At 34.9% G+C, this 26,150-nt stretch carries 32 protein-coding genes; 26 read left to right on the forward strand and 6 right to left on the reverse strand.

Translation table 11 applies throughout. From position 1 onward, the window contains the following. The first annotated feature begins 831 nt into the window (after positions 1 to 831). The 3 genes from J2S10_RS24360 (at position 832) to J2S10_RS24370 (ending at position 2,778) form a co-directional block, all read left to right on the forward strand. A complete protein-coding gene (locus J2S10_RS24360; protein ID WP_307413291.1) occupies positions 832 to 1,311 on the forward strand; it encodes a DUF6530 family protein in 480 nt (159 codons plus the stop codon). Between the two features lie 28 nt (positions 1,312 to 1,339). After that, entirely contained in the window at positions 1,340 to 1,696 is a 357-nt protein-coding gene (locus J2S10_RS24365; RefSeq protein WP_307413294.1) for a GIY-YIG nuclease family protein, read from the forward strand. Positions 1,697 to 2,271: 575 nt separating this feature from the next. Then, complete coding sequence (locus tag J2S10_RS24370) at positions 2,272 to 2,778, forward strand: reverse transcriptase domain-containing protein (protein ID WP_307413296.1); 507 nt, start codon at positions 2,272 to 2,274, stop codon at positions 2,776 to 2,778. Positions 2,779 to 2,842: 64 nt separating this feature from the next. Here the strand turns inward: J2S10_RS24370 and J2S10_RS24375 are convergent, their stop codons facing one another. The 3 genes from J2S10_RS24375 to J2S10_RS24385 are packed head-to-tail and all read right to left on the reverse strand — an operon-like array spanning position 2,843 to position 4,183. Continuing rightward, complete coding sequence (locus J2S10_RS24375; RefSeq protein ID WP_307413298.1) at positions 2,843 to 3,370, reverse strand: permease; 528 nt, start codon at positions 3,368 to 3,370, stop codon at positions 2,843 to 2,845. Beyond that, complete coding sequence (locus tag J2S10_RS24380) at positions 3,367 to 3,849, reverse strand: hypothetical protein (protein WP_307413300.1); 483 nt, start codon at positions 3,847 to 3,849, stop codon at positions 3,367 to 3,369. The genes J2S10_RS24375 and J2S10_RS24380 overlap by 4 nt, the downstream gene beginning before the upstream one ends. Then, positions 3,842 to 4,183 (reverse strand): PadR family transcriptional regulator, encoded by a 342-nt coding sequence (locus tag J2S10_RS24385; protein WP_045524374.1) that lies wholly within the window; start codon positions 4,181 to 4,183, stop codon positions 3,842 to 3,844. Before J2S10_RS24385 ends, J2S10_RS24380 begins: the two co-directional genes overlap by 8 nt. A 396-nt stretch (positions 4,184 to 4,579) precedes the next feature. Here J2S10_RS24385 and J2S10_RS24390 point away from each other — a divergent pair, with 396 nt between their 5' ends. The 4 genes from J2S10_RS24390 (at position 4,580) to J2S10_RS24405 (ending at position 8,199) form a co-directional block, all read left to right on the forward strand. Next, positions 4,580 to 5,047, forward strand: coding sequence for a UPF0158 family protein (locus J2S10_RS24390; RefSeq protein ID WP_307413302.1), 468 nt, complete (start codon positions 4,580 to 4,582; stop codon positions 5,045 to 5,047). 84 nt (positions 5,048 to 5,131) lie between these two features. Further along, entirely contained in the window at positions 5,132 to 5,701 is a 570-nt protein-coding gene (locus J2S10_RS24395) for a hypothetical protein (RefSeq protein WP_307413303.1), read from the forward strand. 252 nt (positions 5,702 to 5,953) lie between these two features. Further along, the gene (locus tag J2S10_RS24400; RefSeq protein WP_307413305.1) at positions 5,954 to 7,240 is read left to right on the forward strand and encodes an IS110 family RNA-guided transposase; all 1,287 of its coding nucleotides are present in this window, start codon (positions 5,954 to 5,956) and stop codon (positions 7,238 to 7,240) included. Positions 7,241 to 7,761: 521 nt separating this feature from the next. After that, positions 7,762 to 8,199: a VOC family protein gene (locus J2S10_RS24405; RefSeq protein ID WP_093274033.1), complete on the forward strand. Its 438-nt coding sequence runs from the start codon at positions 7,762 to 7,764 to the stop codon at positions 8,197 to 8,199. Between the two features lie 201 nt (positions 8,200 to 8,400). Here the strand turns inward: J2S10_RS24405 and J2S10_RS24410 are convergent, their stop codons facing one another. Both J2S10_RS24410 and J2S10_RS24415 read right to left on the reverse strand, forming a co-directional pair. Continuing rightward, positions 8,401 to 8,787 (reverse strand): peptidoglycan-binding domain-containing protein, encoded by a 387-nt coding sequence (locus J2S10_RS24410; RefSeq protein ID WP_307413353.1) that lies wholly within the window; start codon positions 8,785 to 8,787, stop codon positions 8,401 to 8,403. A gap of 462 nt (positions 8,788 to 9,249) precedes the next feature. Then, positions 9,250 to 9,642 carry a hypothetical protein gene (locus J2S10_RS24415; protein WP_218350943.1) on the reverse strand — a complete coding sequence of 131 codons (393 nt, stop codon included), beginning with the start codon at positions 9,640 to 9,642 and terminating at the stop codon, positions 9,250 to 9,252. Between the two features lie 425 nt (positions 9,643 to 10,067). Here J2S10_RS24415 and J2S10_RS24420 point away from each other — a divergent pair, with 425 nt between their 5' ends. The 16 genes from J2S10_RS24420 (at position 10,068) to wrbA (J2S10_RS24495) (ending at position 20,887) form a co-directional block, all read left to right on the forward strand. Beyond that, complete coding sequence (locus J2S10_RS24420; RefSeq protein ID WP_307413308.1) at positions 10,068 to 10,493, forward strand: hypothetical protein; 426 nt, start codon at positions 10,068 to 10,070, stop codon at positions 10,491 to 10,493. A 360-nt stretch (positions 10,494 to 10,853) separates the two neighbouring features. Next, complete coding sequence (locus tag J2S10_RS24425; protein ID WP_307413310.1) at positions 10,854 to 11,216, forward strand: DUF3231 family protein; 363 nt, start codon at positions 10,854 to 10,856, stop codon at positions 11,214 to 11,216. Between the two features lie 626 nt (positions 11,217 to 11,842). Then, complete coding sequence (locus J2S10_RS24430; RefSeq protein ID WP_307413312.1) at positions 11,843 to 12,319, forward strand: hypothetical protein; 477 nt, start codon at positions 11,843 to 11,845, stop codon at positions 12,317 to 12,319. Positions 12,320 to 12,546: 227 nt separating this feature from the next. Further along, positions 12,547 to 13,101, forward strand: coding sequence for an NADPH-dependent FMN reductase (locus tag J2S10_RS24435; RefSeq protein WP_307413314.1), 555 nt, complete (start codon positions 12,547 to 12,549; stop codon positions 13,099 to 13,101). A gap of 209 nt (positions 13,102 to 13,310) precedes the next feature. Continuing rightward, on the forward strand, positions 13,311 to 13,733 hold the full coding sequence (locus J2S10_RS24440; RefSeq protein WP_307413315.1) for a MarR family winged helix-turn-helix transcriptional regulator: 423 nt from the start codon (positions 13,311 to 13,313) through the stop codon (positions 13,731 to 13,733). Positions 13,734 to 13,798: 65 nt separating this feature from the next. Further along, positions 13,799 to 14,197 (forward strand): DoxX family protein, encoded by a 399-nt coding sequence (locus J2S10_RS24445; protein WP_307413317.1) that lies wholly within the window; start codon positions 13,799 to 13,801, stop codon positions 14,195 to 14,197. Between the two features lie 128 nt (positions 14,198 to 14,325). Continuing rightward, positions 14,326 to 15,264: a ring-cleaving dioxygenase gene (locus J2S10_RS24450; protein WP_307413319.1), complete on the forward strand. Its 939-nt coding sequence runs from the start codon at positions 14,326 to 14,328 to the stop codon at positions 15,262 to 15,264. A 22-nt stretch (positions 15,265 to 15,286) separates the two neighbouring features. Beyond that, positions 15,287 to 15,895 carry a flavin reductase family protein gene (locus J2S10_RS24455; protein WP_307413355.1) on the forward strand — a complete coding sequence of 203 codons (609 nt, stop codon included), beginning with the start codon at positions 15,287 to 15,289 and terminating at the stop codon, positions 15,893 to 15,895. Positions 15,896 to 15,920: 25 nt separating this feature from the next. Continuing rightward, the gene (locus J2S10_RS24460) at positions 15,921 to 16,865 is read left to right on the forward strand and encodes a ring-cleaving dioxygenase (RefSeq protein WP_307413321.1); all 945 of its coding nucleotides are present in this window, start codon (positions 15,921 to 15,923) and stop codon (positions 16,863 to 16,865) included. Further along, the gene (locus J2S10_RS24465) at positions 16,865 to 17,473 is read left to right on the forward strand and encodes an alpha/beta hydrolase (RefSeq protein ID WP_307413322.1); all 609 of its coding nucleotides are present in this window, start codon (positions 16,865 to 16,867) and stop codon (positions 17,471 to 17,473) included. Before J2S10_RS24460 ends, J2S10_RS24465 begins: the two co-directional genes overlap by 1 nt. Before the next feature lie 18 nt (positions 17,474 to 17,491). Continuing rightward, positions 17,492 to 17,773 carry a hypothetical protein gene (locus J2S10_RS24470; RefSeq protein ID WP_307413324.1) on the forward strand — a complete coding sequence of 94 codons (282 nt, stop codon included), beginning with the start codon at positions 17,492 to 17,494 and terminating at the stop codon, positions 17,771 to 17,773. A gap of 64 nt (positions 17,774 to 17,837) precedes the next feature. Further along, a complete protein-coding gene (locus J2S10_RS24475; protein ID WP_307413326.1) occupies positions 17,838 to 17,972 on the forward strand; it encodes a BA3454 family stress response protein in 135 nt (44 codons plus the stop codon). Positions 17,973 to 18,022: 50 nt separating this feature from the next. Beyond that, a complete protein-coding gene (locus J2S10_RS24480) occupies positions 18,023 to 18,721 on the forward strand; it encodes a pirin family protein (protein WP_307413328.1) in 699 nt (232 codons plus the stop codon). Between the two features lie 99 nt (positions 18,722 to 18,820). Further along, the gene (wrbA, locus tag J2S10_RS24485; protein WP_307413329.1) at positions 18,821 to 19,432 is read left to right on the forward strand and encodes an NAD(P)H:quinone oxidoreductase; all 612 of its coding nucleotides are present in this window, start codon (positions 18,821 to 18,823) and stop codon (positions 19,430 to 19,432) included. 277 nt (positions 19,433 to 19,709) lie between these two features. Beyond that, positions 19,710 to 20,141, forward strand: a complete 432-nt coding sequence (locus J2S10_RS24490) for an organic hydroperoxide resistance protein (protein WP_307413331.1) — start codon at positions 19,710 to 19,712, stop codon at positions 20,139 to 20,141. Positions 20,142 to 20,263: 122 nt separating this feature from the next. Beyond that, positions 20,264 to 20,887 carry an NAD(P)H:quinone oxidoreductase gene (gene wrbA, locus J2S10_RS24495; RefSeq protein WP_307413333.1) on the forward strand — a complete coding sequence of 208 codons (624 nt, stop codon included), beginning with the start codon at positions 20,264 to 20,266 and terminating at the stop codon, positions 20,885 to 20,887. A 225-nt stretch (positions 20,888 to 21,112) separates the two neighbouring features. Here the strand turns inward: wrbA (J2S10_RS24495) and J2S10_RS24500 are convergent, their stop codons facing one another. Further along, complete coding sequence (locus J2S10_RS24500; RefSeq protein ID WP_307413335.1) at positions 21,113 to 22,348, reverse strand: IS110 family RNA-guided transposase; 1,236 nt, start codon at positions 22,346 to 22,348, stop codon at positions 21,113 to 21,115. A gap of 425 nt (positions 22,349 to 22,773) precedes the next feature. Between J2S10_RS24500 and J2S10_RS24505 the strand changes: the two genes are divergently transcribed. The 3 genes from J2S10_RS24505 (at position 22,774) to J2S10_RS24515 (ending at position 25,843) form a co-directional block, all read left to right on the forward strand. Continuing rightward, positions 22,774 to 24,183 carry a M1 family metallopeptidase gene (locus tag J2S10_RS24505; protein ID WP_307413337.1) on the forward strand — a complete coding sequence of 470 codons (1,410 nt, stop codon included), beginning with the start codon at positions 22,774 to 22,776 and terminating at the stop codon, positions 24,181 to 24,183. 273 nt (positions 24,184 to 24,456) lie between these two features. Then, the gene (locus tag J2S10_RS24510; RefSeq protein ID WP_307413339.1) at positions 24,457 to 24,930 is read left to right on the forward strand and encodes a GNAT family N-acetyltransferase; all 474 of its coding nucleotides are present in this window, start codon (positions 24,457 to 24,459) and stop codon (positions 24,928 to 24,930) included. Between the two features lie 331 nt (positions 24,931 to 25,261). Next, complete coding sequence (locus J2S10_RS24515) at positions 25,262 to 25,843, forward strand: DUF1003 domain-containing protein (protein WP_307413341.1); 582 nt, start codon at positions 25,262 to 25,264, stop codon at positions 25,841 to 25,843. The last annotated feature ends 307 nt before the right edge of the window (positions 25,844 to 26,150 follow it).

Genomic DNA, 26,150 nt, shown 5'->3' on the forward strand with positions numbered 1-26,150 from the left:
GAGTATGGAGGGTGGCACACATTGTCACAAAATCGACCCCATATGTATAATCAACTTGTGCCTAATGTAACGTACATAAGAACGTCAAATCTTGAAACCTAAACAATTGCTATCTGTACTATGGATTTTATTGACTTAAGTTTATTTCGGTAACAGTTAAACGATAATGTGAAAGGAAGCCACATACAGTTGGTATAACTGATTTCCGATTAAGCAAGGACGTTACCGTAAAACTCTACTTAAACAGTAACGAAAACATATCGTAACGACTGAACAATTCTTTCACCCATTGGAAGGCCCTAAGAAAACCTTATACCTTGTTGTGGAAACAAAATGAATACCCTCATTTTAAATGAGACAATAATCGATTAGACAAGTATAAGAAGGGAGTAGATTTAACCGACACCCTTGGTAGTAAGCAAAATTGATTTAGATACAGGGGGAGGTACCATATCGCAAAAACAGGGGGGCATTGATATACGCCTATTGCCTGGTGTAACGCAAACATGGACGTCAAATCTCGAACCCTTGGGAGCGTAAGTGAAGTGTAAAATATAAAGGTGTTTGGAGTGTTTGAAAATATGGGTACAAAAAAATCGTTGTAGTTTGTGAAAAATTTCACTTAAACTAACGTGGCAGTATTCTTGAATAAGAATAAATAAAAAAGTCGATTTTTAAAAATTGACTTTTTTGTGTAGAAATTTTCCTCCTGAAATATCCGGTTTTTTCGATAAGCCCTTTTTTAAGATAAATTGACATATCATTTAAGAAGTGTTAAATTTCAATTAGTAATTCAGTAATTTACTAAATTACTAAATAGGAGGCTAAATAATGAAAATACCGACTACTTTAAAACATAAACCCGTTATCGTATCTGAGAATTATGAAAATGTTGATGGCAGAAATGCATATCATACCGATGCAAAAGGACTTTCATTAGGCTTGGCACAGTGGAATGATCGGGGAAAAGTAGATATTTCCGCTAAAGTATGGAGGCACACAGGGGAAAAATGGTCAAGACAGTCTGAAGAATTACCATTTCACCGTGTAATTGACCTTGCCATTCTGATATGTAGAGCAAAACTTCATTTTCAAGATGCTTACCGTTATGAAAAGCTGTATGATTGCGAAAACCCTATTATAGATAGAGTAGGGCTGCAAGGAGATGCTATGACGGTGGCTGTATGTACGGAAAATGAAAAAATTAACGAAGACATTAAATTATTCAGCCAAGCTCTAAGTGATGATGATGAGCTTATTGGTGAACGATTGCGTGTTCTATCAAGAATCTTAAAAGAGATGGGATATTAAGCAATAGACCCCGAAGGGAGAGAGAACGGTGGATAAGAGCAGGCGTAAGGAATTAAAAGAGGAATTTAAGCAAACTAAGACCTATATGGGCATATATCAAATTAAAAACAAGGTTAACGGAAAAATTTATGTTGATAGCTGTCCTAACTTAAAAAACAAGTGGCTAACACTGAAAATGCAACTAGAAATGGGGAGATTCGCAAATGCCCAGTTGCAAAAAGATTGGAGTCAATTAGGGGCAGATTCATTCGTCTACGAGGTACTAGAGAAGAAGGAAGTGGAGGAAGATATAGACAAACGCTGGCATCTTAAGCAAATGGCAAAGCACTGGATGGAGAAATTGCAACCTTATGGAGACAGAGGATATAATAAGCCGGCAAATTAAAGCACTGCTTCGGTGCTTTTTATTTATCTTTTTTTGTGAATAATTTCACTTAAACTATCGGGTGCTTGTGCGGCCCAGCTTAGGTCGTATCATATAGCGGGTGGGATTCCCGTCGAGTAAGAACTAGCCATTCGCTCGTAGCGAGTCATGGAGGGCTAATGGAGACATTAGTCTTTAAGCGTAGACAGTTAGGTAGTGGGCCGAAAGCCAAATGGTTGAAGGGATTGAGCTCCATAATGTTAGTAAATCGAGAGGGCTGATGCCTTAAGCACAGCAGAAAGCAACATTTTATTCTTCGTTAACGGCAAGAAGGATAAAACCTCTCTGGGGTCAGAGACCTTGGCACGTTACACATCGATATGATACGGCAACTCGGGAGACCCTACCGGTCTTTTTTATTTAGAAAGAGTATGGTGTACAAGCGATAAAAAGCTAGGAAACCAAATGCCGATGTAGGGAGTCGGATAGCAGCGTAGTACCAATGAAGTTGGGTAATGCCGATGGAGGAAAGGCTAGCTACCAGTTATCACCCTTACTAGGGACACATTTACTACACACAGAGGTAGGTATAATAAATGGAAACAAAACTATTGAGGATAGCAGAATTAGCAAAATCTGATCCTAAATTGAAATTTACATCTCTTGCACATCTATTAAATAAGGAAGCATTAGTCCAATGTCATTTTGAACTTCACAATAAGAAGGCAACAGGGATTAACGGTACAACTAAAGAGCAATACGGTGAAAGTTTAGAAGAAAACATAATTGATTTAGTAAGTAGGCTTAAAAGCAAAAGCTATCGTCCTGTTCCCGTAAGGAGAATGTATATTCCAAAGCTCAATTCAAACAAGAAAAGACCATTGGGAATACCAGAACATGAAGATAAAATTGTTCAAAGAGGCATTACAAAGATACTAAATACCATTTATGAAAATAACTTCCTAGACTGTTCCTTTGGATTCCGCCCAAATCGTAATTGCCACGATGCTTTGAAAATACTGAACTTCTATATTGAAAAAAGGTCAGAAAAAGAGGATGCAGTGAAAACTGTATCCTCTAATCTTTTGCTGCACGCAGTATAGTCCGTTGTAGGTTCAGCTACAAAATAATCTGGGATTGAGTGGTTAAAGATTTATCGATCTAAATCTAAACGTCTTTAGTTATATCATACTTTAACAATTGTCGATGCTTATAAAATTTCGCAAAAATAATACCCATTAAATAGAAAAATAACAAACCAAAACAAATGTGAATGAGTGTAAATTTAACTCCAAATGAAGCAAATTCATATACAATAACCGGTAATTTTGCAGTTGTCCAAACTCCTAAAAAAAATACAATATAGCGTATGCTTGCTCCTTTTTTTAATAATAGTGCCGCAATTGGAAAAGCTACGTAGAGGGGACCAGCTGCAATTACTCCTAATAATAGGGAGAACAAAATGCCATAGATGCCGGATTTTTCTCCCATATATCTAATAAGTGTTTCTTTCTCCACCCATTTGTCAAGCAAACCTACGAATATTAAGACAGGAGGGAGTAGAAACAGCATATCTAAAATGCTTTTTCCTGTTAATTGAAATGCGTTCCATCCCACCGATTGGTTTATAAAGGTAAGGATAATGAGCCCAAATAATAAAATGAAAAAGAAACGATACCTTTTTAATTCATTCATCCCATCACCACCCAAATAATATATGAAAATATTAGAGACATTACCACTGCAGATACGTTGCGAGAATAGGCAAAACTTCGCCCAAATATCTTTTGTTCCATAGGTAAAGTTGTGATTCCTACGGACATTAATGTAGACATTAATACAGCTACTTGAGGGAGTCCTGCACCATTTTGGACTAATGTGTGTCCAAGAGGAAATACAACAAAGCTTGGAACTAGTGCAATAGAACCAATTAATGCTGAATAAACAATACCTGTCAATCCAGATTTTTCTCCAATGATTGAAGAAATTAAGGATGGAGTTAATATAGATAGTGATAGCCCAACGAAAAGCATAATTGATAACATGTCAGGTATAATATTACGAAAGCTTTTCCATGACTTTAATAGAGCATCTCTTGTTTTATTTCGATCTTTTATAAAAGAAATACTGAGAAGAATGATAGCCATAGCGTAAAGGATAGCACCATTAATCATGATTAGACTCCTTCCATTCTTTGTATTTATTTAAGAAAAATGATAAGTTCTTCATTTTTTCTTCTATATCTATTTGAAAATCTTCTAATTTTCTTTTTCCAACTGTAGTAATTTTGTACATTTTTATCAGCTTATCTTGATTAGATGTGTCCAAATAAGACTCAACAGCACCTTCTTTCTCTAATGTTTTTAATGTGCGATAAAGAATGGCACTATCAATTGGGTTGATGGGAAGCTCTTCTTCACATTTCTGCAGGAGTTTCCCTCCATAGCTATCTCCCTCTGTTAAAAACAGCAGAAGAAATGCACCTGTATGTCTCCCTGTATGTTTCATGAAATATATAACCTCCTAATTTAAATGTAAAATTATTTTAGCAATACCTTACTGTTAATAACAGTATACTGTTATCAACAGTAATATGTCACTGACAGTATGTCCTTTTTTAAAAATTTTTTGTTCAATTTTTCAGTTCAGCTTTCGTAGGGTTAGTTGGATGGTAGCTTAAGAATGGAATTACAGTTCCATCTCGTGTGATGACAGAACAAGCGGGGATATTGTTTAAGAGGAATCCATAGTTATCACCTATGACTCCCTTATAATTTAGAATGACAGAAACATATTGATGGTTTAAGAATTTTGTCTTTTACTGATTTAATAAGAAATTAGAATGTGAAGGATTGCACTTAAACTAACGGGTGCATTGTAAAAAATTTCAAAAGGTGATCTAAAATGAGTATACAAGTAAAACTGAAAGATTTAATCGAGGAAATGGAAATACAGTTTGAAGAATCACATTCATTTCTAAATATTAAGACGGGTGAAATAGTGTTAGTTTCATCGGATGACTTAAGAGCTGTTGAGGACGAAAGACCATTTGATTATTTAACAGAATGGGAACAAGAAAATAGAATGATTGCAATTGATGTGGTTGAAAACTTTGAAAATTATATAGAGTTACCTACTAAATATGATGTGAATGAATATGAAATAATGGAAAACTTTTGCCTAACAATAAGTGATCAACGAAAGCAGGAATCCTTATTAAGGGCAATTAAGGGCAAGGGTGACTTTAGAAGATTTAAGGACAAAATAATAGATTGTGAAATGGAAGACCAATGGTATTCATACCGTGACGAGTGTTTTAAACAAATTGCGATTGAATGGTGTCGGGAAAATAAAATAAACTTTATTGACTAGAAATAACATGGGGTGATTACTAAAACAAAAAGCAATCATAGTACAAATAATGAATTTCATTGGTATTGGCGAGGAGTGGAAAGTATGAAGAAAAAGGCATGTATAGTTAGTATGTGTTTACTGTTGTTTTTTCTAACATCTTGCATGAAAACTAGTAATCAATCAACAAAAAATGTTTCGTCTTCCAACTCAACTACATCAAGCAATCTAAAGAAGAATACAGAGTTAAAGGGACAGGATGTATCAGATATTACAAAATTGATTACACCTGATGAACTTGTGTATTTGCATGATGGAGTTAAGAAGACTTATACGAAAGAGGATCAAAAATTTCAAACAATTATACAATTAAATAACAAGAGGCAAACAAAAAAATTAGGTGCATTAAAAACTGAGCTTATTTACTCTAATGGTTTTCCAAGCCATGGTGATTATTTAATTTATAAATTTACAAACACCAATTATGCCCCAATCTATTTCGAGTTAGTTCCATCGCCTGATGAAAGGTTTGAAAACTCGGTTGTGAATTATTATGGATCAAATACCTTACCATCATATGTAAAAAAAGACGATCCAACAAAATTTAGAACCTATGGACATCTTGCACCTGCTGATGAACTGCTTGCACATTTAAATGCTAAATTGAAGAATTGAATCAAATGGCTGTAGTGGCTATTGACGTGACAAATAAAGATTGTGAAAAAAAGTGTACTTAAATTAACGGGTGCAAGAGCTGAAGATCCAGCTGCTATTTTAATGGCTTTTTTTGATTATTGCACTAACTGGCAGCATTCCTGTAATGAAGAAATATGAGGTTTGAACATAAAAAAGCCCCTTGGTAAGATATGAGTGTCATAGCTTGCAGGCAAAAAGGACAATAAACATAAATACCAGGAGGCTATTTAAATGAATTATAACCAAAACAAAAAATTAGCTCAAATTACTTCTCAGACTCTAATTATAGGTGTTGATATTGCTAAATACAAGCATGTGGCAAGAGCTCAAGACTTTAGAGGTTTAGAATTTTCGGCACCATTTTACTTTGAAAATACAAAATCTAGCTTTAATTGTTTCTTAGAGTGGATTAAAAAGTTAATGGATCAAAATAAAATGGATAAAGTGATCGTTGGAATGGAGCCAACAGGTCATTATTGGCTTAATTTAGCTCACTTCCTTAAAGAAGAAAATATCAAGTTTGTAGTCGTAAATCCTATGCATGTAAAGAAAAGTAAAGAGTTGGATGATAATTCTCCAACTAAAAATGATGTAAAGGATGCAAGAGTTATTGCACAGTTGGTCAAAGACGGGAGATATGCTGAACCGAACATTCCGCAAGGAGTTTATGCAGAACTCCGAGTGGCTCGAAAAATTCGTGATCTCTTAGCTGTTGACCTTCAAGCAGTTCAGGGGCAAATCCATAATTGGATAGACCGCTACTTTCCAGAATTCCTTACGGTATTTAAAGATTGGGAAGGTAAGTCGGCAATCCAATTATTAAAACTAAATTTATTGCCACATGAGTTAATCAACCTTTCAGAACAAGAGATATTAGTACATCTCCGAAAAGCTGTTAAACGTGCAGTGGGACTCAGTAAAATAAAAGAACTAAAGCAGGTTGCCACCGATTCTATCGGCATTCGTGAAGGTTCGGATATGGCTAAATTAGAGCTAAGCACGTTAATAGACAAATATGAACTTATAAAGGAAAAGTTGGAAGAACTGGAATCTAACATAGATAGACTTCTTGAACAAATTCCAGGTGTGGAACAAATGTTGGCTATTAAGGGAATAGGCAAATATACGATTGCAGGCTTTTATTCAGAGGTAGGAAACCTAGGTAACTACACCCACCCAAGGCAGATTATCAAATTAGCTGGGCTTAGCCTAAAGGAAAATACATCTGGAAAGCACAAAGGACAAACCAAAATTACAAAGAGAGGAAGGAAGACTTTAAGAGCACTGCTTTTTCGAGTAGCAATGCCTTTAGTCGCTAAAAATACTGCTTTTAAAGCATTACATGAGTATTTTACAAAACGCCCACATAATCCTTTGAAGAAGATGCAATCGCTAATTGCAATATGTAATAAGCTTATTCGTATTCTGTTTACTATCGGTAAAAAGCAGTGTGAATTTAGTGAAGAACGTATGTTAAGGGACATTCCTCATATGGCGGAATTACAGATAGCAGCTTAAATTTCTTTTAGTGAAATTCATTAGGTAGTAGTTTTATTGTTTTAGACATTTGAAGCACGGATTAGTCAGTAAATCAACTAAAATACGGGCAAGGACCCTGTCTGGCAGCATGACTGACATCTACCTCATGGAAAGGTTGGACGAAGGAATTTTGGAGCTTAGACTCTGTGAGAAATGGGAGGGTTGACCTCCATGAGAAATGTGGAGATCTACCAGTGCGACCATACTTTATCTAGTTATCCAACTTTTGGATAAGGTTGGTTTGGTTAACTATAAGTTTCTTTTTCATTTTGTCCCCAAAATTATCCTTTAGTACACTATAATTCCAATATTCAAATGGACTTTAAAACAAACTACTACGAAATTTGGAGAAAACAAGAGAAATCGTGAGATTTTCCTTTCTATATAGAGGGAGAATAGTTGAAGAAGGATATTTACCTGTTTTAAGCGAATTAGAATTTCAAACAAACCTTACACGAATACAGGTATTGAAAATAACAGGAACATAGGAGGTATGAGATATGAAGATCAATAGAATAGATCATGTGAGTATAAACGTAAATGATCTTTCAGAGGCTAAAGCGTTTTTTCTTGATTTAGGACTTGAAGTGCAAGCGGAATGGGAATTGGATGGAGAACAGTTGGACAGAATAGTTGGGCTTAATGATGTTAAAACGGCATGTGTAGGATTGGGGATGCCAGATGGTCAGGCATGGATAGAGTTAGTCAAATTTTATACGCCGTCAGATGAAAAAGATATTCAGCAACCTTTTGCAAATACGCTGGGTATCCGACATATTTGCTTTGCTGTTGAAGATATTGAAGCTATTGTTGCAAAATTGAAAAAGAAGGGCACGGAAATCTTTAGTGAGATACAGCAATATGAAGAAAGTTATAAGTTATGCTACGTTCGTGGTCCAGAGGGAATTATTTTAGAGTTGGCGGAGAAAATCAGATAAATATTGAATGGGACTTTAAATGATTTAGGTCTCCAACTTTAAAGATTTCTTCTTAAACTATCGGGTGCTTTTGTTCAATAAGGCATTTTAAATTTTTAGGTGTCAAATAACTCTATAGACCAGAGAAATGGCGTGCCAAAACTAATGTCAGTTTGCACGCCATTTTCATTGCCATTTATACGATATGCAACTCAAAACGGATTAAACGGGATGTGGATGTGGATTAAACAATTTTCTTCGTGTTCTTGGGTCAACAATCCCTGACAGGGAAAGCCCGTTATGGTTTTGGAATTTTCGCACTGCATCTGTAGTATGAGAGCCAAACCACCCGTCAGGATATCCAGTATGATAGCCATAGGAATTCAATAGTTTTTGTACAGCTTTAACATTTTCAATTAATAATTTCCATGTAAGAGATCTTACAATGCCATCACTTTTTATTTCAAATCGGTCCTGAAAATTTTTTGTTGCATTACTTGTCTTTGAATCAAATATACCATCTATCGTAAAGTTGTTATAATTAAGTGCTAATCCATTTAAATCCATTTGCAGTAGTTTTACATAATGACCTTTAGAACCTATCCCAATCGTTGGTAACCCGGCATATCTCTACATCCTTTCATGATGTTAAACATGATATCGTCTAACGAAAGTGTATGGGGATGAAATTTGTCCTGTTCCAACAGTGCAGTTACTAATCTTATTAGAGTATTCTGTACAGCATCTTCAAGGGTAACTTTGCCCAAAGTTATCTCTAATGCTAATTGAACGGCTATGAATAATGGGTCTATCAACTTGAAAAGCAGGATACTAATAGATTTGTGAACTATTTCACTTAAACTATAGGGTGCTTTACTTCAATTAGGGTAAAGCCTTTTTCTTCTTCAACTAATGTGGCAGTTTAATTTAAGTGTAATTATTCACAATCTGTATTATTAAATGTCCTTTTCCTCCACACAAAAAGACTCCCACCAGATGAAAAAGGAGAATGAATTCATTATGAAATCATCCCCTCAAATAGTTTGAAAATGCTTATAGTGATATTACTCCTCAATGACTAGCTAAACGTTTTTCAAAATCCGCCTTAAACAACAGAATAGCATCAATATTTACAGCAAAATCGTGGTCACTGATATTAAAATTAGTTATAAACTCGTCAGACCTCTCACGAACCATAATTGTCGGACGGATATTGTCTCCAATAGCGTCCTGAGTTACACCACTTCCATAAATATACCAGTTAGTTTCAGTAGGCTTATTTGCTGCATTTTTAGATAAGTCATTTTTTATTATTTCGCATAAATTATCCATAAAATCTTCATTAAGATTAATGTTTTTTCCATATTCACCATCAACAGATATATCAGCATCTCCATACCAAATATTCCTGCTTGTTCGCTTTCCGTCATTTGAAGTGTAAGTTTCATCAAACAAAATCTTCATTTTCATTACCACCCCGTTAAAATACAATTTCTTCACACTATTATACACCAATTAGAAATTGTAAAATAGCTTGCTGTTAGTCTCACTAAACTTGTAAGAGTTAGGCAAGCTAACTTCATAGTAGGGTTCCTCCTAAAGTTGTGAGTTAGAGTGGTGTCTATACTCATATTTTACTAAGGAGCCCTATTTTTTTCAAAGTTGAAAAATAACGATCTACAGGAATGCTATCGGGGGCTTTTGTGAAAGAAAACGGTTGCCAATAAACTGGTTGCTTTTCTTATTCAATTAAATTGGTAGGTTTGTTGAAGAATCTTTTTAGGATTGTTTAGAGAGTGACTAAATATGGTGATTTTTTTAATTTGTCCTAGCACTCAAATAAAATCCGAGTAAATTGTTAGTACAAGCTATAAAATGAGGTGATTACAATGCTCGATAAGCGAAATGAACCTGATTGGGCGGATATGAGAAACAATCGAACTAATCGTTGTGATTGTGACTGTAATGGAGTTGGTCAACCGAATGAAGGTTGTTGCCGTGGTTCTAACCTAAGACCTCCAGGTATCAGAAGAACAAGCACTCGTGGAGTTTACTTTGCAGATGCTGATTTAAGATGTAGTGGAGTATTTTGTGAGGGGTTTGACCAAGATACTATATATGAATGGAGTTTAATTTCCATTTCGGGAAATCCAAGAATCGTCGGAGATTCTCGTAAAGTAGGCAATGACAGGGTGGAAGTCGCTGGGTCTGGGGAATTTGAATTAGATGTGAGAGTTACATTTAGGTGTAGAGCTGAAAATGAAACAGATACAGTTGACTGTGTCCGAACAGCTATCAGAGAATTTAAACAGTGAACAAATAAAGAAACATCGCAGTATATTTTAAAAGTGGCTGTTCAGTCTCTCTTTATTCAACTAAATGGGTGCTTTAACTTCACAACAAAGGGGCTGTTTTCGGCAGTCCTTTTTCATTCCCGTTGTTTAACTAACGTGGCAGTTTAATTAAATAAACCTAAGTACAAATTAATACTTTTGATGGATAAAAGTTAACCGAAGAATATGATTTGAAATGGGGAAAATACTAAGACAAAAAATAAAAGAAGGTAGTTACAATGCAAACAATTGATTTGCAAACAATTAAACCACATAATTTAAGTTCTAATAAAACAAACAAAACCGAAAGTCTAACTTCGGGCTACCTATATGGGCAACAGCATGTCAAAATGTATTTTACTCTATTACCTTCAATACGTTGAGGACCAAAATATTAAAATTTTTTTAGAGAACGCATTAAGATTAAGCATGGAGCTTTTGAAAACAACAGAAGAGATATTCAAGAAAGAAAATTTCCCAATTCCGAAAGGTTTTTCAGAAGAAGATCTTAGCGCTGGTACTACTCGTTTATTTGAAGATGAATACTTTGTTCATTATTTTAAATATGCTTCGAAAGCTGGTATGTGTAATTATAATTTTGCTGTACCACTTGTTTTTAGAAATGATGTAGAAGAGTCTTTTTCTTACTGTTTGGAATCTAACAGTGGCTTGGATGAAACAAATCAAAGAAATATTATTGAATAGAGGACTCATCATAAAACCACCTATTATTCCAGTACCAGATAAAGTGGAACTTGTTCATCAAGATTTTTTAAATGGTTACTTTTTACATGTGCGACCTTTATATGCATTAGATATTGCCATCTTTACGATAGTATTGAAAATAATGTAGCGAGCAAAGCGTTAAGCAAGGCAATTCATTAGAAAAAGGTTAGACAAATCGATGTGGGATGCCTATAAATATGCAGCTGGTATTATGTGAATAATGACATGACTTTGTACCACGTTATGCCAAACAAATGAATTCTGCAATTGGGTAGTTAGAGCAAATTGTCACTTTACATGGAGCCTCTACGGGCTTGAACCCTAAAGCCAGCATGAATGAGACGGGCAAGCCATTAAGCTGTTAAAACCTGCCTCTTTACTTAACGTGTACGACTAGTCCTATATGATAGCTCACTATTTGGTTGAGATGGCTCTAGAATCTGTCTTGACTGGCTCAAAAATATGGCAGTCGTGTTACTTTTTAATGGCCATAAGGAACCAAAATAACGTTATTCTACTGTGGGTCAGAATAGTTGAACAGGGGATAATAAAATAGCTTAGCTTGAGGTATGTTAAGAAAAACATTATGAAGGAAGTTGGTTTAAATGAATAAAAAGAAAGCATTCTCGTTAGCTATGGTAATAATTCCCTGGTTTTCTGTTTTATTCATGGATAAAAAATCATTAATTAGATATTTACCTGTAGCAAGTTTTATTAATTTATTTTTAAGTGTTTTTAGTGTCATGGCAAATAAAAGAAAATGGTGGGTAAATAAAAATCCATTTTCCCCTGGTAATGTTGATTTCTCATATATATTAGGACCATATTTTGTTGCAACGCTATGGATATTTAAATTAACTTATGGTAATTTTACAAAATACTTAATTACCAATGCCATTTTGAATATCCTTAATGCTTTTCCACTTGGTTCTATGTGGGAAAATTTTGGTATATTTAAATTTAAAAAAGTAACTCATACCTCTTGGTATTTTATTTGTGTATTTTTGGCAATTATTATTTATGGCTATCAGTACATTGTGGAAAAGATAATTATAAATAAAAATAAGATTGAATCTGTGTAACATTAGATTTTTATTAGTTTATTTAAATGTCTTGTGCTTTAAGATGAGGTCGCTGTTGCGACTCTTTTTGTTTGTTTCCATTATATTTAATTGTTAATGCAATTAATCACATTTTATTTCCCTTGGGGCGGGTTAGATTTTATATTTGACAAATAAAATAAACCAACATATTATCCTTATTGTGAGAATCTTGATTTCGAAATAAAATTAAGAGAGGAAAATGTTAAATGACAAAAGTTGGTATTTTACTAGGAAGTCTACGAAAAGAATCTTTTTCAAAAAAACTTGCAGCTAATGTAGCATCCTTATTCCCTGAAGGATATGAAGCAGAATTTGTAGAAATCGGAAATTTACTTTTATATAATCAGGATTTTGATGATGAAAACAATGTTCCATCAGAGTACACTACATTTCGCAACAAGATGAAGGAAATTGACGCAGTTTTATTTGTAACTCCTGAATATAACCGTTCTATCCCAGCTATATTAAAGAATGCATTGGATGTGGGTTCTCGTCCTTATGGTGCAAGCGTATGGAATGGCAAGCCAGCTGCAATTATCAGCCAATCCCCTGGTAATTTAGGTGGTTTTGGTGTTAATCACCACTTACGTCAACCGCTTGTATTTTTGAATATGCCAATACTTCAACAACCAGAAGCGTACATTGGAAATGTTGCCAATTTATTGGATGGAAACGACAAAATTAAAGACGAAGGAACCGTTAAATTTTTACAATCCTTCGTTGATGCCTTTGTTGATATGATTAAGAAATATCAAGCATAAAAAATTTTGTTCTTTTTTACAAGGCATCGGTGTTCACCTCAAATCCGATACCTTTCAGTTTGAAATCGGGAGCTTTAACATCCAGGCTTATTGAAGGATGCAGTTTAGTAAAAAATGAAATTAGGTTATTGACAAATAAATTTATAAGTATTATTATTATCTCAGATTCAAGATAATTTAATTCAAGATTTTTTAAGGGGGTGAAACCAATGGAGAGGAAATGCAATAATCTGCTCTTTCTGATATTAATGCAAACATCTAAAGCCATTCACGATCGAATAAAAGATGAAATGGCAAAAAATAAGTTAGGTATTACGGAATTTTCTGTTTTAGAAGTACTTTACCAAAAGGGGAAACAAACAATTCAACAAATTGGAAATTGCATTTTGATCTCAAGTGGTTCGATGACCTATGTTATAGATAAGCTAGAACAAAGAGGTTTATTAAGCCGTAATGCCTGTCCAGATGACCGCCGAGTGATACACGTGATATTAACTGATGATGGAAATCGATTGATGAACGAAATCATGCCGAAATATAATGAGATCATTACTAATATGTTTGACTCATTAGGCTCTGATGAGGCGGATACATTGGTGGAGCTTTTGAAAAAAGTAAGAAATAAGGTTTAAGGTTGCATTTTTTTTGAAATAATATCTCGAATCCGAGATAAAATACAATTTAGGAGGATTTTAAGATGATAAATATTGGTTTATTAATAATTCGTTTGGTAATTGGAGTATTGTTTATCGGTCATGGTGCTCAAAAATTGTTTGGTTGGTTCGGTGGCTACGGATTAAAAGGAACTGGTGGATGGTTTGATTCCATTGGGATGAAACCAGGAGTAACAATGGCTCTTTTCGCAGGATTAGCTGAACTTATTGGCGGAATATTGTTTGCTTTAGGACTTTTAACCCCACTTGCAGGAATTTTGATTGCGGGGACTATGGTAATGGCGATTGTAAAGGTTCATGCTCCAAACGGATTATGGGCAACATCAAATGGATACGAATATAACTTAACGTTGCTTGCAGTTGCTATTGGAATAGCTTTAATCGGTCCTGGTCAATATGCTTTAGATTCATTTTTATTCTAAAATATCTCAAATTAAGAACTCTTAAATTAAAAGTAATGTCGTTGGATTTTAATTAATGGACTAGGAACAAAATAAGGTATCGAGTTCCTTTATATAACTGGATTTTAAATTAAAAAGGAGTGTTAAAAATGTGTAAGAAAATAATGGGTATTCACCATATCACTGCAATTGTCGGGCATCCACAAGAAAATGTAGATTTCTACGCAGGAGTATTGGGGTTACGTTTAGTTAAGCAAACTATCAATTTTGATGATCCAGGTACTTACCATCTTTATTTCGGTAATGAAGGTGGAAAACCAGGAACCATCATTACCTTCTTTCCATGGGCAGGTGCTCGGCAAGGAATCATTGGAGACGGTCAAGTAGGAGTGACTTCTTATGTTGTTCCAAAAGGGGCTATGGAATTCTGGGAAAAAAGACTAGAAAAGTTCAATGTTCCTTTTACTAAAATGGAACGCTTTGGAGAGCAATATTTGGAGTTTGATGACCCTCATGGGCTTCACCTTGAAATTGTGGAAAGAGAAGAAGGCGAAGTAAACACATGGACTTTCGGAGAGGTAACGCCTGATGTTGCTATCAAAGGTTTTGGCGGAGCAACTCTATTATCGGCCCAGCCTAATAAGACAGCTGAGTTGTTAGAAAAAGTAATGGGTCTTGAATTAATCGGCAAGGAAGGAGATTTCGCTCGTTATCGTTCCACTGCTGATATTGGAAATATTATCGATGTTAAATTAACTTCTATTGGACGTGGACAAATGGGTGTAGGCACTGTTCACCATATTGCATGGCGTGCTAAAGATGATGAAGATCAACTAGATTGGAAGCGGTTTGTAGAACGCAATGGATATGGTGCCACTCCTGTTAAGGATAGAAACTACTTTAATGCTATTTACTTTAGAGAGCATGGAGAAATCCTATTTGAAATTGCCACTGATCCTCCAGGATTTGCTCATGATGAATCCGTAGCGACAATGGGTGAAAAATTGATGTTGCCTTCACAGTATGAACCTCATAGAGAGAAGATTGAACAAGTTTTGCTACCGTTTGAGGTAAGAGAATTAGATTGACAAGAAGAAAGGAATGGTTTCTTTGCTTTCAATCGATCCAGCATCATTGTCTGAAAGAGAAAATTATAAATTTTTAATAGGGAGTATAATCCCAAGACCAATTGCTTTCGTCACATCGATTTCAAAAGATGGTATTTTGAACGGTGCTCCATTTAGCTATTTTAATATCGTGTCATCCAATCCCCCGCTGATTTCATTATCTATTCAACGCTCAGCGGGGAGACAAAAGGATACAGCAAGAAACATCATCGAGTCAAAAGAATTTGTTGTTCATATCGTGGATGAACAAAATGTTGAAAAAATAAATAAAACAGCTGCAAACCTTCCTCCTGACGAGAGTGAGATTGACTTAGCAAACTTAACTCCAGTAAAAAGTGTGAAGATTTCAGTTCCAGGAGTTAAGGAAGCAAAAATCAGAATGGAATGTACGTTGGAGCACTCTTTAGAACTAGGAGGCTCGGATACGCCAGGGTGTGAACTGATTATAGGAAAAATCGTTCAATTTCATATTGAAAACGATATTTATGAAAATGGAAGAATTGATCCACGGGGCTTAGCTGCTGTTAGTCGATTGGCTGGAAATTATTACGCCAAAATTGGTGAGATTTTCGAAATTGAAAGATCCAAGTAGCCATTGAAGAAGTGGAGGCAGAAACATGCAAAAAACAGCAGGTATTCATCATATCTCAGCCATGGTAAATGATGCACAATTAAATATTGACTTTTATGCAGGTGTTCTGGGATTAAGGCTTATAAAAAAGACAATCAATTTTGATAGGCCAGAAGTGTATCATCTTTATTTTGGGAATGAAATTGGTCAACCAGGAACTGTGATTACGTTTTTCCCATGGGCTAAACAGCTAAAAGGTAGAATTGGAACTGGTCAGGTTGGAGTAACCAATTATGTTATACCAAAGGATTCGGTTCCTTTTTGGGAGAATCGATTACGAAAATTTGGAGTGGAGTTTACTTCATCCGCTCGCTTTGGTGAAAAATATATTAAATTTAACGACCCTGACGGACTACAACTTGAACTGATAGAACGAGATGAGGGACCAATGAATACTTGGGACTTCGGGGGAGTTCGAGCAGAAAATGCCATTAAAGGTTTTGGCGGTGCTGTTCTGTTTTCTGCACAGCCTCATAAGACAACGGATGTTCTAGAAAACGTTTTGGGGTTAGATTGCATTGGCCAAGAAAGTGAATTTTTAAGATTTAAATCTGAAGGAAATGTTGGAAACACCATTGATATTCACTTAAATCCTTCAGTCCGAGGACTAATGGGAGCAGGAACGGTTCACCATATAGCATGGAGAGCTAAGGATGAGGAAGACCATCAAAGGTGGAGATCACTTCTTCTAGAGAAGGGACTTTATCCGACAGAAATTCTTGACCGAAACTACTTCAAAGCACTTTATTTTCATGAAGAAGGCGGTATTCTCTTTGAAATAGCCACCGACCCACCAGGTTTTTCAGTGGATGAACCTGCCGATGGACTTGGAACTAAACTTATGCTGCCGTCTTGGTTAGAGTCAAAACGAGAAGAATTAGAATTAACCTTGCCTCCTGTGGAGGTTCGTGTTCTGGAGGGAGATAAATAATGAAACATATATTCAATAAAGGGCAAGAACCTACAAAACCAACATTATTATTGCTTCATGGTACTGGTGGCAATGAATTAGACCTGTTACCTCTTGCGGGAAGAATTGATGATGAGGCTTCTGTATTAAGCGTTCGTGGAAATGTTTTAGAAAATGGAATGCCTCGGTTCTTCAGAAGATTAGCTGAAGGAGTCTTTGATGAACAAGACCTTATTTTTCGAACCAAAGAATTAAATGAGTTTCTTGACGAGGCAGCAGAAAAGTATGGTTTTGATAGAGATAATATTGTTGCTATTGGATACTCAAATGGGGCCAATATAGCTGCAAGTTTATTGTTTCACTATCAAAATGCTTTAAAGGGTGCCATTCTTCATCACCCAATGGTGCCAAGAAAAGGAGTTGATCTTCCTGATTTATCAGGTAAGAATGTGTTTATTGCTGCGGGAACAAATGATCCAATATGCTCGCCAATGGAATCTGCTGAATTAGAATCTTTATTAAAAAAAGCTAATGCGAATGTTGAACTTCATTGGGAGAATAGAGGTCATCAATTAACCATGGAAGAAGTTGAAGCCGCTGCAAAGTGGTATAAAGAACTTTATAAGTAACGTGGGGGTCATATTTAAATGCTATTGATTCGTCATTCTATCGGGAGCCGCCTACTTTGCCAAACTGAACTTTATACGATTGTAAATAAAGGTGAACGTTGGGAGATTAGCCTGCCAGTTGATGAAGAAACGTCTTCAAAAATTTTGAATTTTAAGCATGAGTTAAATGTATTTCAGGTAAATGAAACGGAAAAGACCTGGTATTACTCTTCTGATGCACAAGTAAATTATCAACCTAATGAAAAACAATTAGTGATACTGGCGGACCATAAAACGGTATATCCAACTATAACACCTTGAATCCAAGAATACTATTTAAACGGTGATACAAAGGGACAATTATTGTTGAAAGGAGAAATTAAAAATGTTTGAGGTAATGGTTACAGTTAATTATAAAGGTAAAAATTATCAAACCAATGTCCTTGCTAAAAAAGGAATGACTTGTGAAAAAATTATGCACATAGCCGAAGAGCAAGTAGTTAAACAATGGAGTAAATAGTACGTTGTCACCAAATGGGTTGTTGAAAATGAACTTAGGAGAGAAATTTTATGCTAAAAAAAATCGAAAGTAGCAAAATGGGTTCTAGTGATATTGGATGGTTAAAAAGTAAATTCCATTTTTCGTTTGCAGATTATTTTAATCCTGACAATATCCAATTCGGCGTTTTACGAGTAATCAACGATGATTTGGTTGAAGCGAAAAAAGGTTTTGGTGTCCATCCTCATAGGGATATGGAGATCATATCATACGATGTCAATGGGGAATTAACACATGGTGATAGCATGGGAAATAATAACACTGTTACTCGTGGTCAAGTTCAATACATGAGTGCAGGTACAGGTGTACTTCATAGTGAGTATAACCTAGGTGAAGATACACTTAGATTTTTGCAAATATGGATTCTCCCCGTAAAAAATGGACTTGAGCCAAACTACGGTGATTATAGATTCAATTGGGAAGACAGAAAGAATAATTTTTTGCATATGGTTTCAGGATTAAACGGAAATGCCCCAATCAAAATTAATCAGAATGCAAACATTTTTTCATTGGAATTGGATCAAGGAAATGAGATTACCTTCCCTGTAAAAGAGGGCAGGCAGGCTTATTTAGTTCAAATTGAAGGCACTTCCGTAATTAATGATATTGAGTTGTCCGATAGAGATGGAATGGAGATTGTTGAAGAAGATATTCAAATTAAAGCCGTTGAAACGTCACACATCTTAATTATAGAAATGAAAAAAGAATAGTGAATAAATAAATTAGGAAGATAGAAATAATAGGTGGTGTAATAAATGAGTTTCTTATCCAAACTATTTGGAAATTCATCTGATAAGGAGGCAGAAAAAATGACAAATGTAAAATTAGCAGTGATCTATTACAGCATGGGAGGAACAAATTATCAATTATCACAATGGGCTGCTGAAGGGGCAAAAGAAGCAGGTGCAGAAGTAAAGGTTCTTAAAGTACCAGAACTTGCACCACAATCAGTTATTGAAGGAAATCCAGGTTGGAAAGCACATGTAGAAGCAACAAAGGATGTTCCAGAGGTTAAATTAGAAGACCTGGAATGGGCAGATGCCATTATTTTCAGTGTACCTACTCGATTTGGTAACATGCCTGCACAAATGAAACAATTCTTAGATACAACTGGTGGTCTGTGGTTTAATGGGAAGCTAGTGAATAAGGTTGTAAGTGCAATGTCTTCCGCTCAAAACCCGCACGGCGGTCAAGAGGCAACTATTTTATCACTATATACAACAATGTATCACTGGGGTGCCATTGTCGCTGCTCCTGGTTATACTGACCCAGTAACATTTGGAGCAGGTGGTAACCCGTATGGAACAAGCGTTACTGTTGGTCAAGATGGAAAAATGATTGAAGATGTTCAAGCAGCGGTAAAACACCAAGCTAAAAGGACTGTAACAGTTGCAGAATGGGTTAAGAAAGCCAACCAATAAAATTTTATAAACTAATCGGGCCTCCCGATTAGTTTTTTAAGTAAATAGAGATAGGGGAAATGCATTTTGGGGGCTCTATGCCTGCATCTTTTCACATAGATTAAATTTTTAAATCTTTTAATCTCCAAGGAATATTAATAACATACCAAAGAGAAAATAATGATGAAAATCTAGTCAAACAAACAGTAGTTGTAATTTAGGAAAATAGAGAAATTTTTTTAGGTACTTTTTATTAATAACCTTAATGTAATTACATTTTTCAATAAAGGAGAAAATGATGACTGAACAAGAACCTTTATTTACTGCCTCTGCCACAGCGGTTGGGGGAAGACAAGGAAGAGTGGAATCGTCCGATGGCAATATAAAAATGGATTTAGCGATGCCAGGAACCCCAAGAGCAAAAGAATTACCAAATGCTACAAATCCTGAACAGTTGTTTGCTTGTGGTTACTCTGCTTGTTTTGATGGGGCTATACAACACATAGCAAGGCGAGAGCATGTTAAATTTGATTCCCAAGTAACTGCAAATGTAAGTTTTTTTAAAGATGATGTTGATCAAGGATTTAAAATTGCTGTAACGTTACAAGTAAAAGGAAATGGCATTGAAAAAGAAAAATTAGAAGAGCTTGTACATAAGGCCCACGAATTCTGTCCATATTCAAAAGCTACAAGAGGAAATATTGACGTAACTCTTGAAGTGGTTGAATAATAAATATCCATATGATAATGACCTAAAATTAAATTTAAATTGAAAATGACAAGAGGGGCAATTAATAATAATCCAAGTTCAACTATAAATAATTTTTCTTTATAAAAAGGAGAATGACATTAATGTCAAATGTGAATCTTGCAATTGTATTTTATAGTTCAACAGGTACAAATTATCAATTATCACAATGGGCTTTGGAGGGTGCAAAAGAAGCTGGTGCAGAGGTCAAGGTATTAAAAGTTCCAGAATTAGCTCCACAATCTGTCATTGATTCAAATCCCGCGTGGAAGCATTATTCTGAAGAAGTTGCAGCTTGTGTTCCAACTGTTTCACTAGATGATCTAGAATGGGCAGATGCAATTATTTTCAGTGTACCAACTCGATTTGGGAATATGCCATCACAAATGAAGCAGTTCTTAGATACAACGGGCGGTTTATGGTTTAACGGAAAGTTAGTAAATAAAGTTGTAAGTGCTATGACTTCTGCACAAAATCCACATGGCGGTCAAGAGGCAACTATTTTATCTTTATATACAACAATGCACCATTGGGGAGCGATTATTGCAACTCCAGGATATACTGATTCAGTAATATTTGGAGCAGGCGGTAATCCATATGGAATAAGTGTAACAGTGGATCAGAATGGAAAAATGGTTGAAGATTTTTCAGCTGTCCAGGCTGCCGTTAAACATCAAGCTAAAAGGACAGTAACAGTTGCAAAATGGGTAAAGAAAGCGAATCAATAAGTATGAGAAACTAATCGGAAAAATCCGATTAGTTTTTTTGTGGGTAAAATGTTGATTTCAAGCAGATTGTGAATTGATGTACTTAAAGTAAACCAGCTAATAGTTTGTCAACATTTTTCAATCAAAGCTTAAAATTTTTTATGATATACTAAAAATGTGCATGCCAAATAACCTTCCTTCATTATACTTTTGGAAGGTTTTGTATTGTTTAGTTTTATTTATTATTTAAGCTATATCTTGGAAAGTTGAGTTGCTTTTTAACATTGCATAGATCCATTGTAAAAGCTTATTTGCACAGGCTATTACAGCTACTTTATAAGGCTTTCCTTCTTCCCGTTTCTTATCATAGAACTCTCGTAACCTCTTGTTGCGTGGGAGTATATCTTTGGTTGTTTTCTTTTTTCGACAATCACGAATGGCACATTTAACGGCTAAATATAAGGCACGCCTAAGCCTGCTAGACCCTCTTTTGGTTATTCTGTTCACTGTTCCTTTGAACCTTCCTGATTCAAAGATACTAGGGTCAATTCCGGCAAATGCTACAAGTTTTTTAGGATGATTAAACCGATCAATCTCACCAATTTCAGAAATAATCATTGCCGCGATTTTTTCTCCGATACCAGGGATTGATTGGATAATTTTATATTCTATAAGTTCTTTTGCTAAAGCATCTATCTCAGCCTGAAACGTTGATAGGTGCTTTTGGTATTCTAAAAGCATATTGATATACATTTTTAGCGTTAAAATATGGCTTTGATATAAAGTTTTCTGAAAGGGATTTCGTGCTGCTGCAGTTATCAGTTCCTTTGCCTTTGTAGCCGCCCACTTACGAGAACGACTATTACAGTTTTCCTTTATTCTATCTGCTATCGTTTCCTCTTCAGCTTTTAAGACATCGTTAGATGTAGGATATTCTAGTAGAGTTAGTAAAGAAACAACAGAATATAAGTCCCCAAAAACACCTTTATACTCAGGGAAAACCTGATCAAGAACTGCTTGAAACTGGAGCTTAGATTGTACAAATATTTCAGTTAAGTTTTCGTGTTGCCGTGTTAGATTACGAAGGTTTAAGAGGTGAATTCCTCGTTTTTTATAGGGCTCCAAATCCTCTTTATAGTACAATTCACAGAGATGATAAGCATCGATTTTATCTGTTTTTACTTTCCGTAAACTCGAGCTCCTTGCACGATAGGAGATAAGTGGATTTATTATAATTAATAAATAATCCCTGTCCTCAAAATACTGAACAACGGGAGTATGATAATGCCCTGTAGCTTCAAGAACAATTGGAGGTTTAACTCCTGTTACGTTCTCAATTTCTCTAAGAAATTGATGTAAAATATCTAATCCCTCCAGAGTATGTGATACTTTAAAACTACTTTTGTAAGGTTTTTTCTTATCCAAGAAAGCTTGAACCTGACTTTCGCCTTTTGCTATATCCAGACCAACGACTGGATTCATTTTTAAATCTCCTCCTCTAATAAATAAAATCACCGGTACCCCTAATTCCTTCTTGTAGTATCATAGCTTCGCTTGTTATACGAGATCCATTGTCCCAACCAGCCTCAATCATGTTTCTACAAGTAGGGGGCGAACTGTTTAGCTGACGGGATCTAAGTCCCACGGGTGCTTACGTTCTACCCCGGCTACCGTTATAATAAAACCAAATAAAAATTGGTCAACCAGAAATATCTGGCTGACCTTATAATACGAACGGGTGTTTTACTTTCACAACAAACGGGCTGTTTAGGCAGTCTTTTTTTTTTATAGATATTTAATTAAAGGCACCAAAAAAAGGAAGGGAATAACAGTAACAATCGAGAATACTCATTGTTATTGGAATATTAAGGAAAGGGTGGGGGACGATTTATAATAAGAAATGTGTTTTGATTTTAATACCTTTAATAATTGTTATTTCATTCGCTACTTGGTTGCTATTAAAAGATATTAAACAAGCAGAATCATCTAAAATTGAAAAAACACCCAAAATGCAATTCTCTCCAAAAAGTGTGTCCCCAGGAAGTCAAAGCCAATATTATATCAGGTTGTCAATGAATCAAGACGGAAGGTTTCATTTAGAAACAACGGTAAAAGTAAAAAACGCTTCTAAAGATTCGTGGGACAATTTAGTGTTTTACTTTATTCCGAATATGTTTACAAAAAAGAATTCACCACAATTAGAACAGCCATCTACAGATCAATTTGTTAAAGTAGCAATCGATGGTGCAAAAGTTGATTTTAAACTAGATAAGGATACATTAAATATTCCTCTGGCAAGAAAATTAGACTCTAATAAAGAAATTACAGTTGATTTTGTCTATGATTTTACTCTCCCAGAAAAGGGTTATAGATTTACAAAGAATAATGGAAATTTTTATTTGGCACAATTCTATCCTATGGTTACTACATATAGAAATCATCAATGGAATAAGGAAGAATATAAAACCCATGGTGAAACATATCATACAGCATTCAGTGATTTTAAAGTAACCTATGACATTCCAAATGAGTATACCTTAGTCTCAACTAGTGAAAATGATAAATATCCTAGCGAAAACAAAGGTTCATTCGAAGTTAAAAAAGTAAAAGAAATTTTTATGGCGATACTTAAACAGCCAATTGTCACTGAAAAAAAGGAGGGACACGTAAATATCAGGGTATTTGGAAATGAAGAAGATAAAAATTTAATAAAGGAAATAAGTGAAACAGCCTCAGATGCCCTAAGCTTCTTTGAAAAGAATATTGGCTCTTACTCGTTCAAACAATTAGATATAGTTTTAAATCAGATGGGAATGGAATATCCAGGTATAGTAACTGCGGGGTCAATTCAAAATCTGACACAAGTTAACCCTGATTCTCTAAAATATATGGTTGTTCACGAAATTGCACATCAATGGTTTTATGCAGTTGTCAGTAATGATCCTTATAATGAAGCTTGGTTGGATGAAGGGTTCGCTGATTTTGCTGGAAAACTATATTATTTTTCTAAATCGAAACATGATAACCCTTTTGAATCAATACCAATAAACGACTTAGATCTTCCTGTAAATATGCCTCTAAATAAGTATTCATCAAATTCAAGCTCATATTTTTATGGTAAATCAGAAGTTATGCTATGGAAATTTTTTGAAAAAAGGGGTGGGATTAAAGAGGCTGAAAAATTCTTGAAAAATTATTATGATTTTTATAAATACAAAGAGGTAAATACGCAAGAATTTGTTAGATTTACTAAATATTATTTCAATTTAAAAAGTAACTCTGTATTCAATGAATGGTTATTACTTAAGGACTCGTAAAACGTTAGTTTTACAACAAATGGGCTGTTTCGACAGTCCTTTTTCATTATCGTTATTCAAGTAACGGGGCAGGTTAGTTGAACAATCGTCATTAGCTTTTATTCAACAATCGGGCCATTTAATAGAATAAGGAAAAGGATTATTAGAGGCAAATCAAAGTGGTTTAATCAGAATATATTTTTGTTTTCATAAAATGGGTTTGGTATTCCAATATTTTATCGAAACAGGAACGCACGTTTGTTAAAATAAAGTAAACGATAAAGGAGGAGTTTGATGAGTAACGTAATGCTTCGGAATGTGGTTGGGGATGACCTTCCTATTTTTTTCAAGCACCAACAGAACCGTGAAGCAAACCATATGGCTGCCTTTACGAGTAAGGACCCCGGTGATTGGAATAGCTTCATTACACACTGGAACAAAATTCTTACGGATAAGGATATTATGAAGCAGACGATCATTGTCGAAAATAACGTGGTTGGCCATATTTCATGTTTCGAGCAGTTCGGAGAACCAGAGGTTAGCTATTGGATTGGAAAAGAATATTGGGGTAAAGGAATTGCAACTAACGCTTTAAGGGAATTTCTAAAACACGTTACAATTCGTCCCCTTTATGCTCGTGCTGCGAAAGACAACATTGGATCACTCAAGGTACTGGAAAGATGCGGATTTACGATCACTGGTCAAGACAGCGGGTTTTCCAATGCACGTGGTGAAGATGTGGAGGAGTTTATTCTCACCCTCATTTAAGAAATCAAAAGGTAGGGTGCTTATTACGTTATAGGGCGCTTTTCTTTAGTAAGAAGGCGTCTTTTTGATATTCCCCTACACATTAAGGGATTAGATTTTGTTAAGGTAAAAAAAGATTGTGAAGATTATCACTTAAACTATAGGGTGCGTTTGTTTAAGAAAGAGAATACTTTATACCATTTCCATTAGGGCTGTCCACAAGCTTTAATAGCCTGATTTCAATTGAATGGGACAATTAAATACTATAATATTTCTCATAAAAGATTAATATAAAATTAATCCAAATAACAATCTTATACTACTAAAATAAATATAAAAAGGGGAAATTAAGTTGAAACAAAAGCATTATAAAAATCAACCAAGTTCGATTAAGCTTCCTCATGATGGAAACAAAGTAGCAGCATTGATGGAATCTGGGCGAGTAGATGAAATTGTAGCGGAATACAAAAGAACCATTTTAAATCGGATTGATGATGAATATAACAAAAACACTAAGTTTTCAAATAAGGTAGCGGATCAAATTGCTCAATTCGGTGGTAGTTGGAAATTTATTAATATTTTCGGCATTATCCTATTTATATGGATGCTATTCAACACCTTAGCGTTAACCAAATCGTTTCATTTTGATGAACCACCTTTTATTCTTTTAAATTTGTGTTTATCATTTTTAGCAGCTTTTCAAGCTCCAATTATAATGATGAGCCAAAACAGGCAAGCAGCCAGAGACAAAAATGAATCTATCGTCAATTTTGCCATTAATTACAGGGCGGAGGAAGAAGTCGATGATATGCAAGGGCATTTGCACCGAATTGAAGAAGATGAAATAAAGCGATTTGAGTATCTGGAAAATGAATTAAAAACAGTGAAAAAACTTCTTTTATCAATTGAATCAGAAATTAAGAAATCAAAATAATAAATAAAGATTACATCTGTGAAGAATCAAATGATATTTGGTTCTTTTTTACTATCAGTTTATGAAGGAAATTAATCGCTCCCTTTATTTGTTATATTTTTTCTCTTCATCCTCGTCCATAAAATCCATGAATACAGACTGAATTATATCTTAAGAGTATGGGAAGCCCTTTTAAATTAGAATGTGAAATTTTTCACTTAAACTAAAGTGGCAGGATAGCATTCCTGTAGATTGTTAAATATCAGGTTTGAAAAAAATAGAGCCCCTCAGTAAGATACGAGTATAGAGACCAATCTAAACTCAGTTT

This window comes from Neobacillus ginsengisoli (assembly GCF_030813055.1).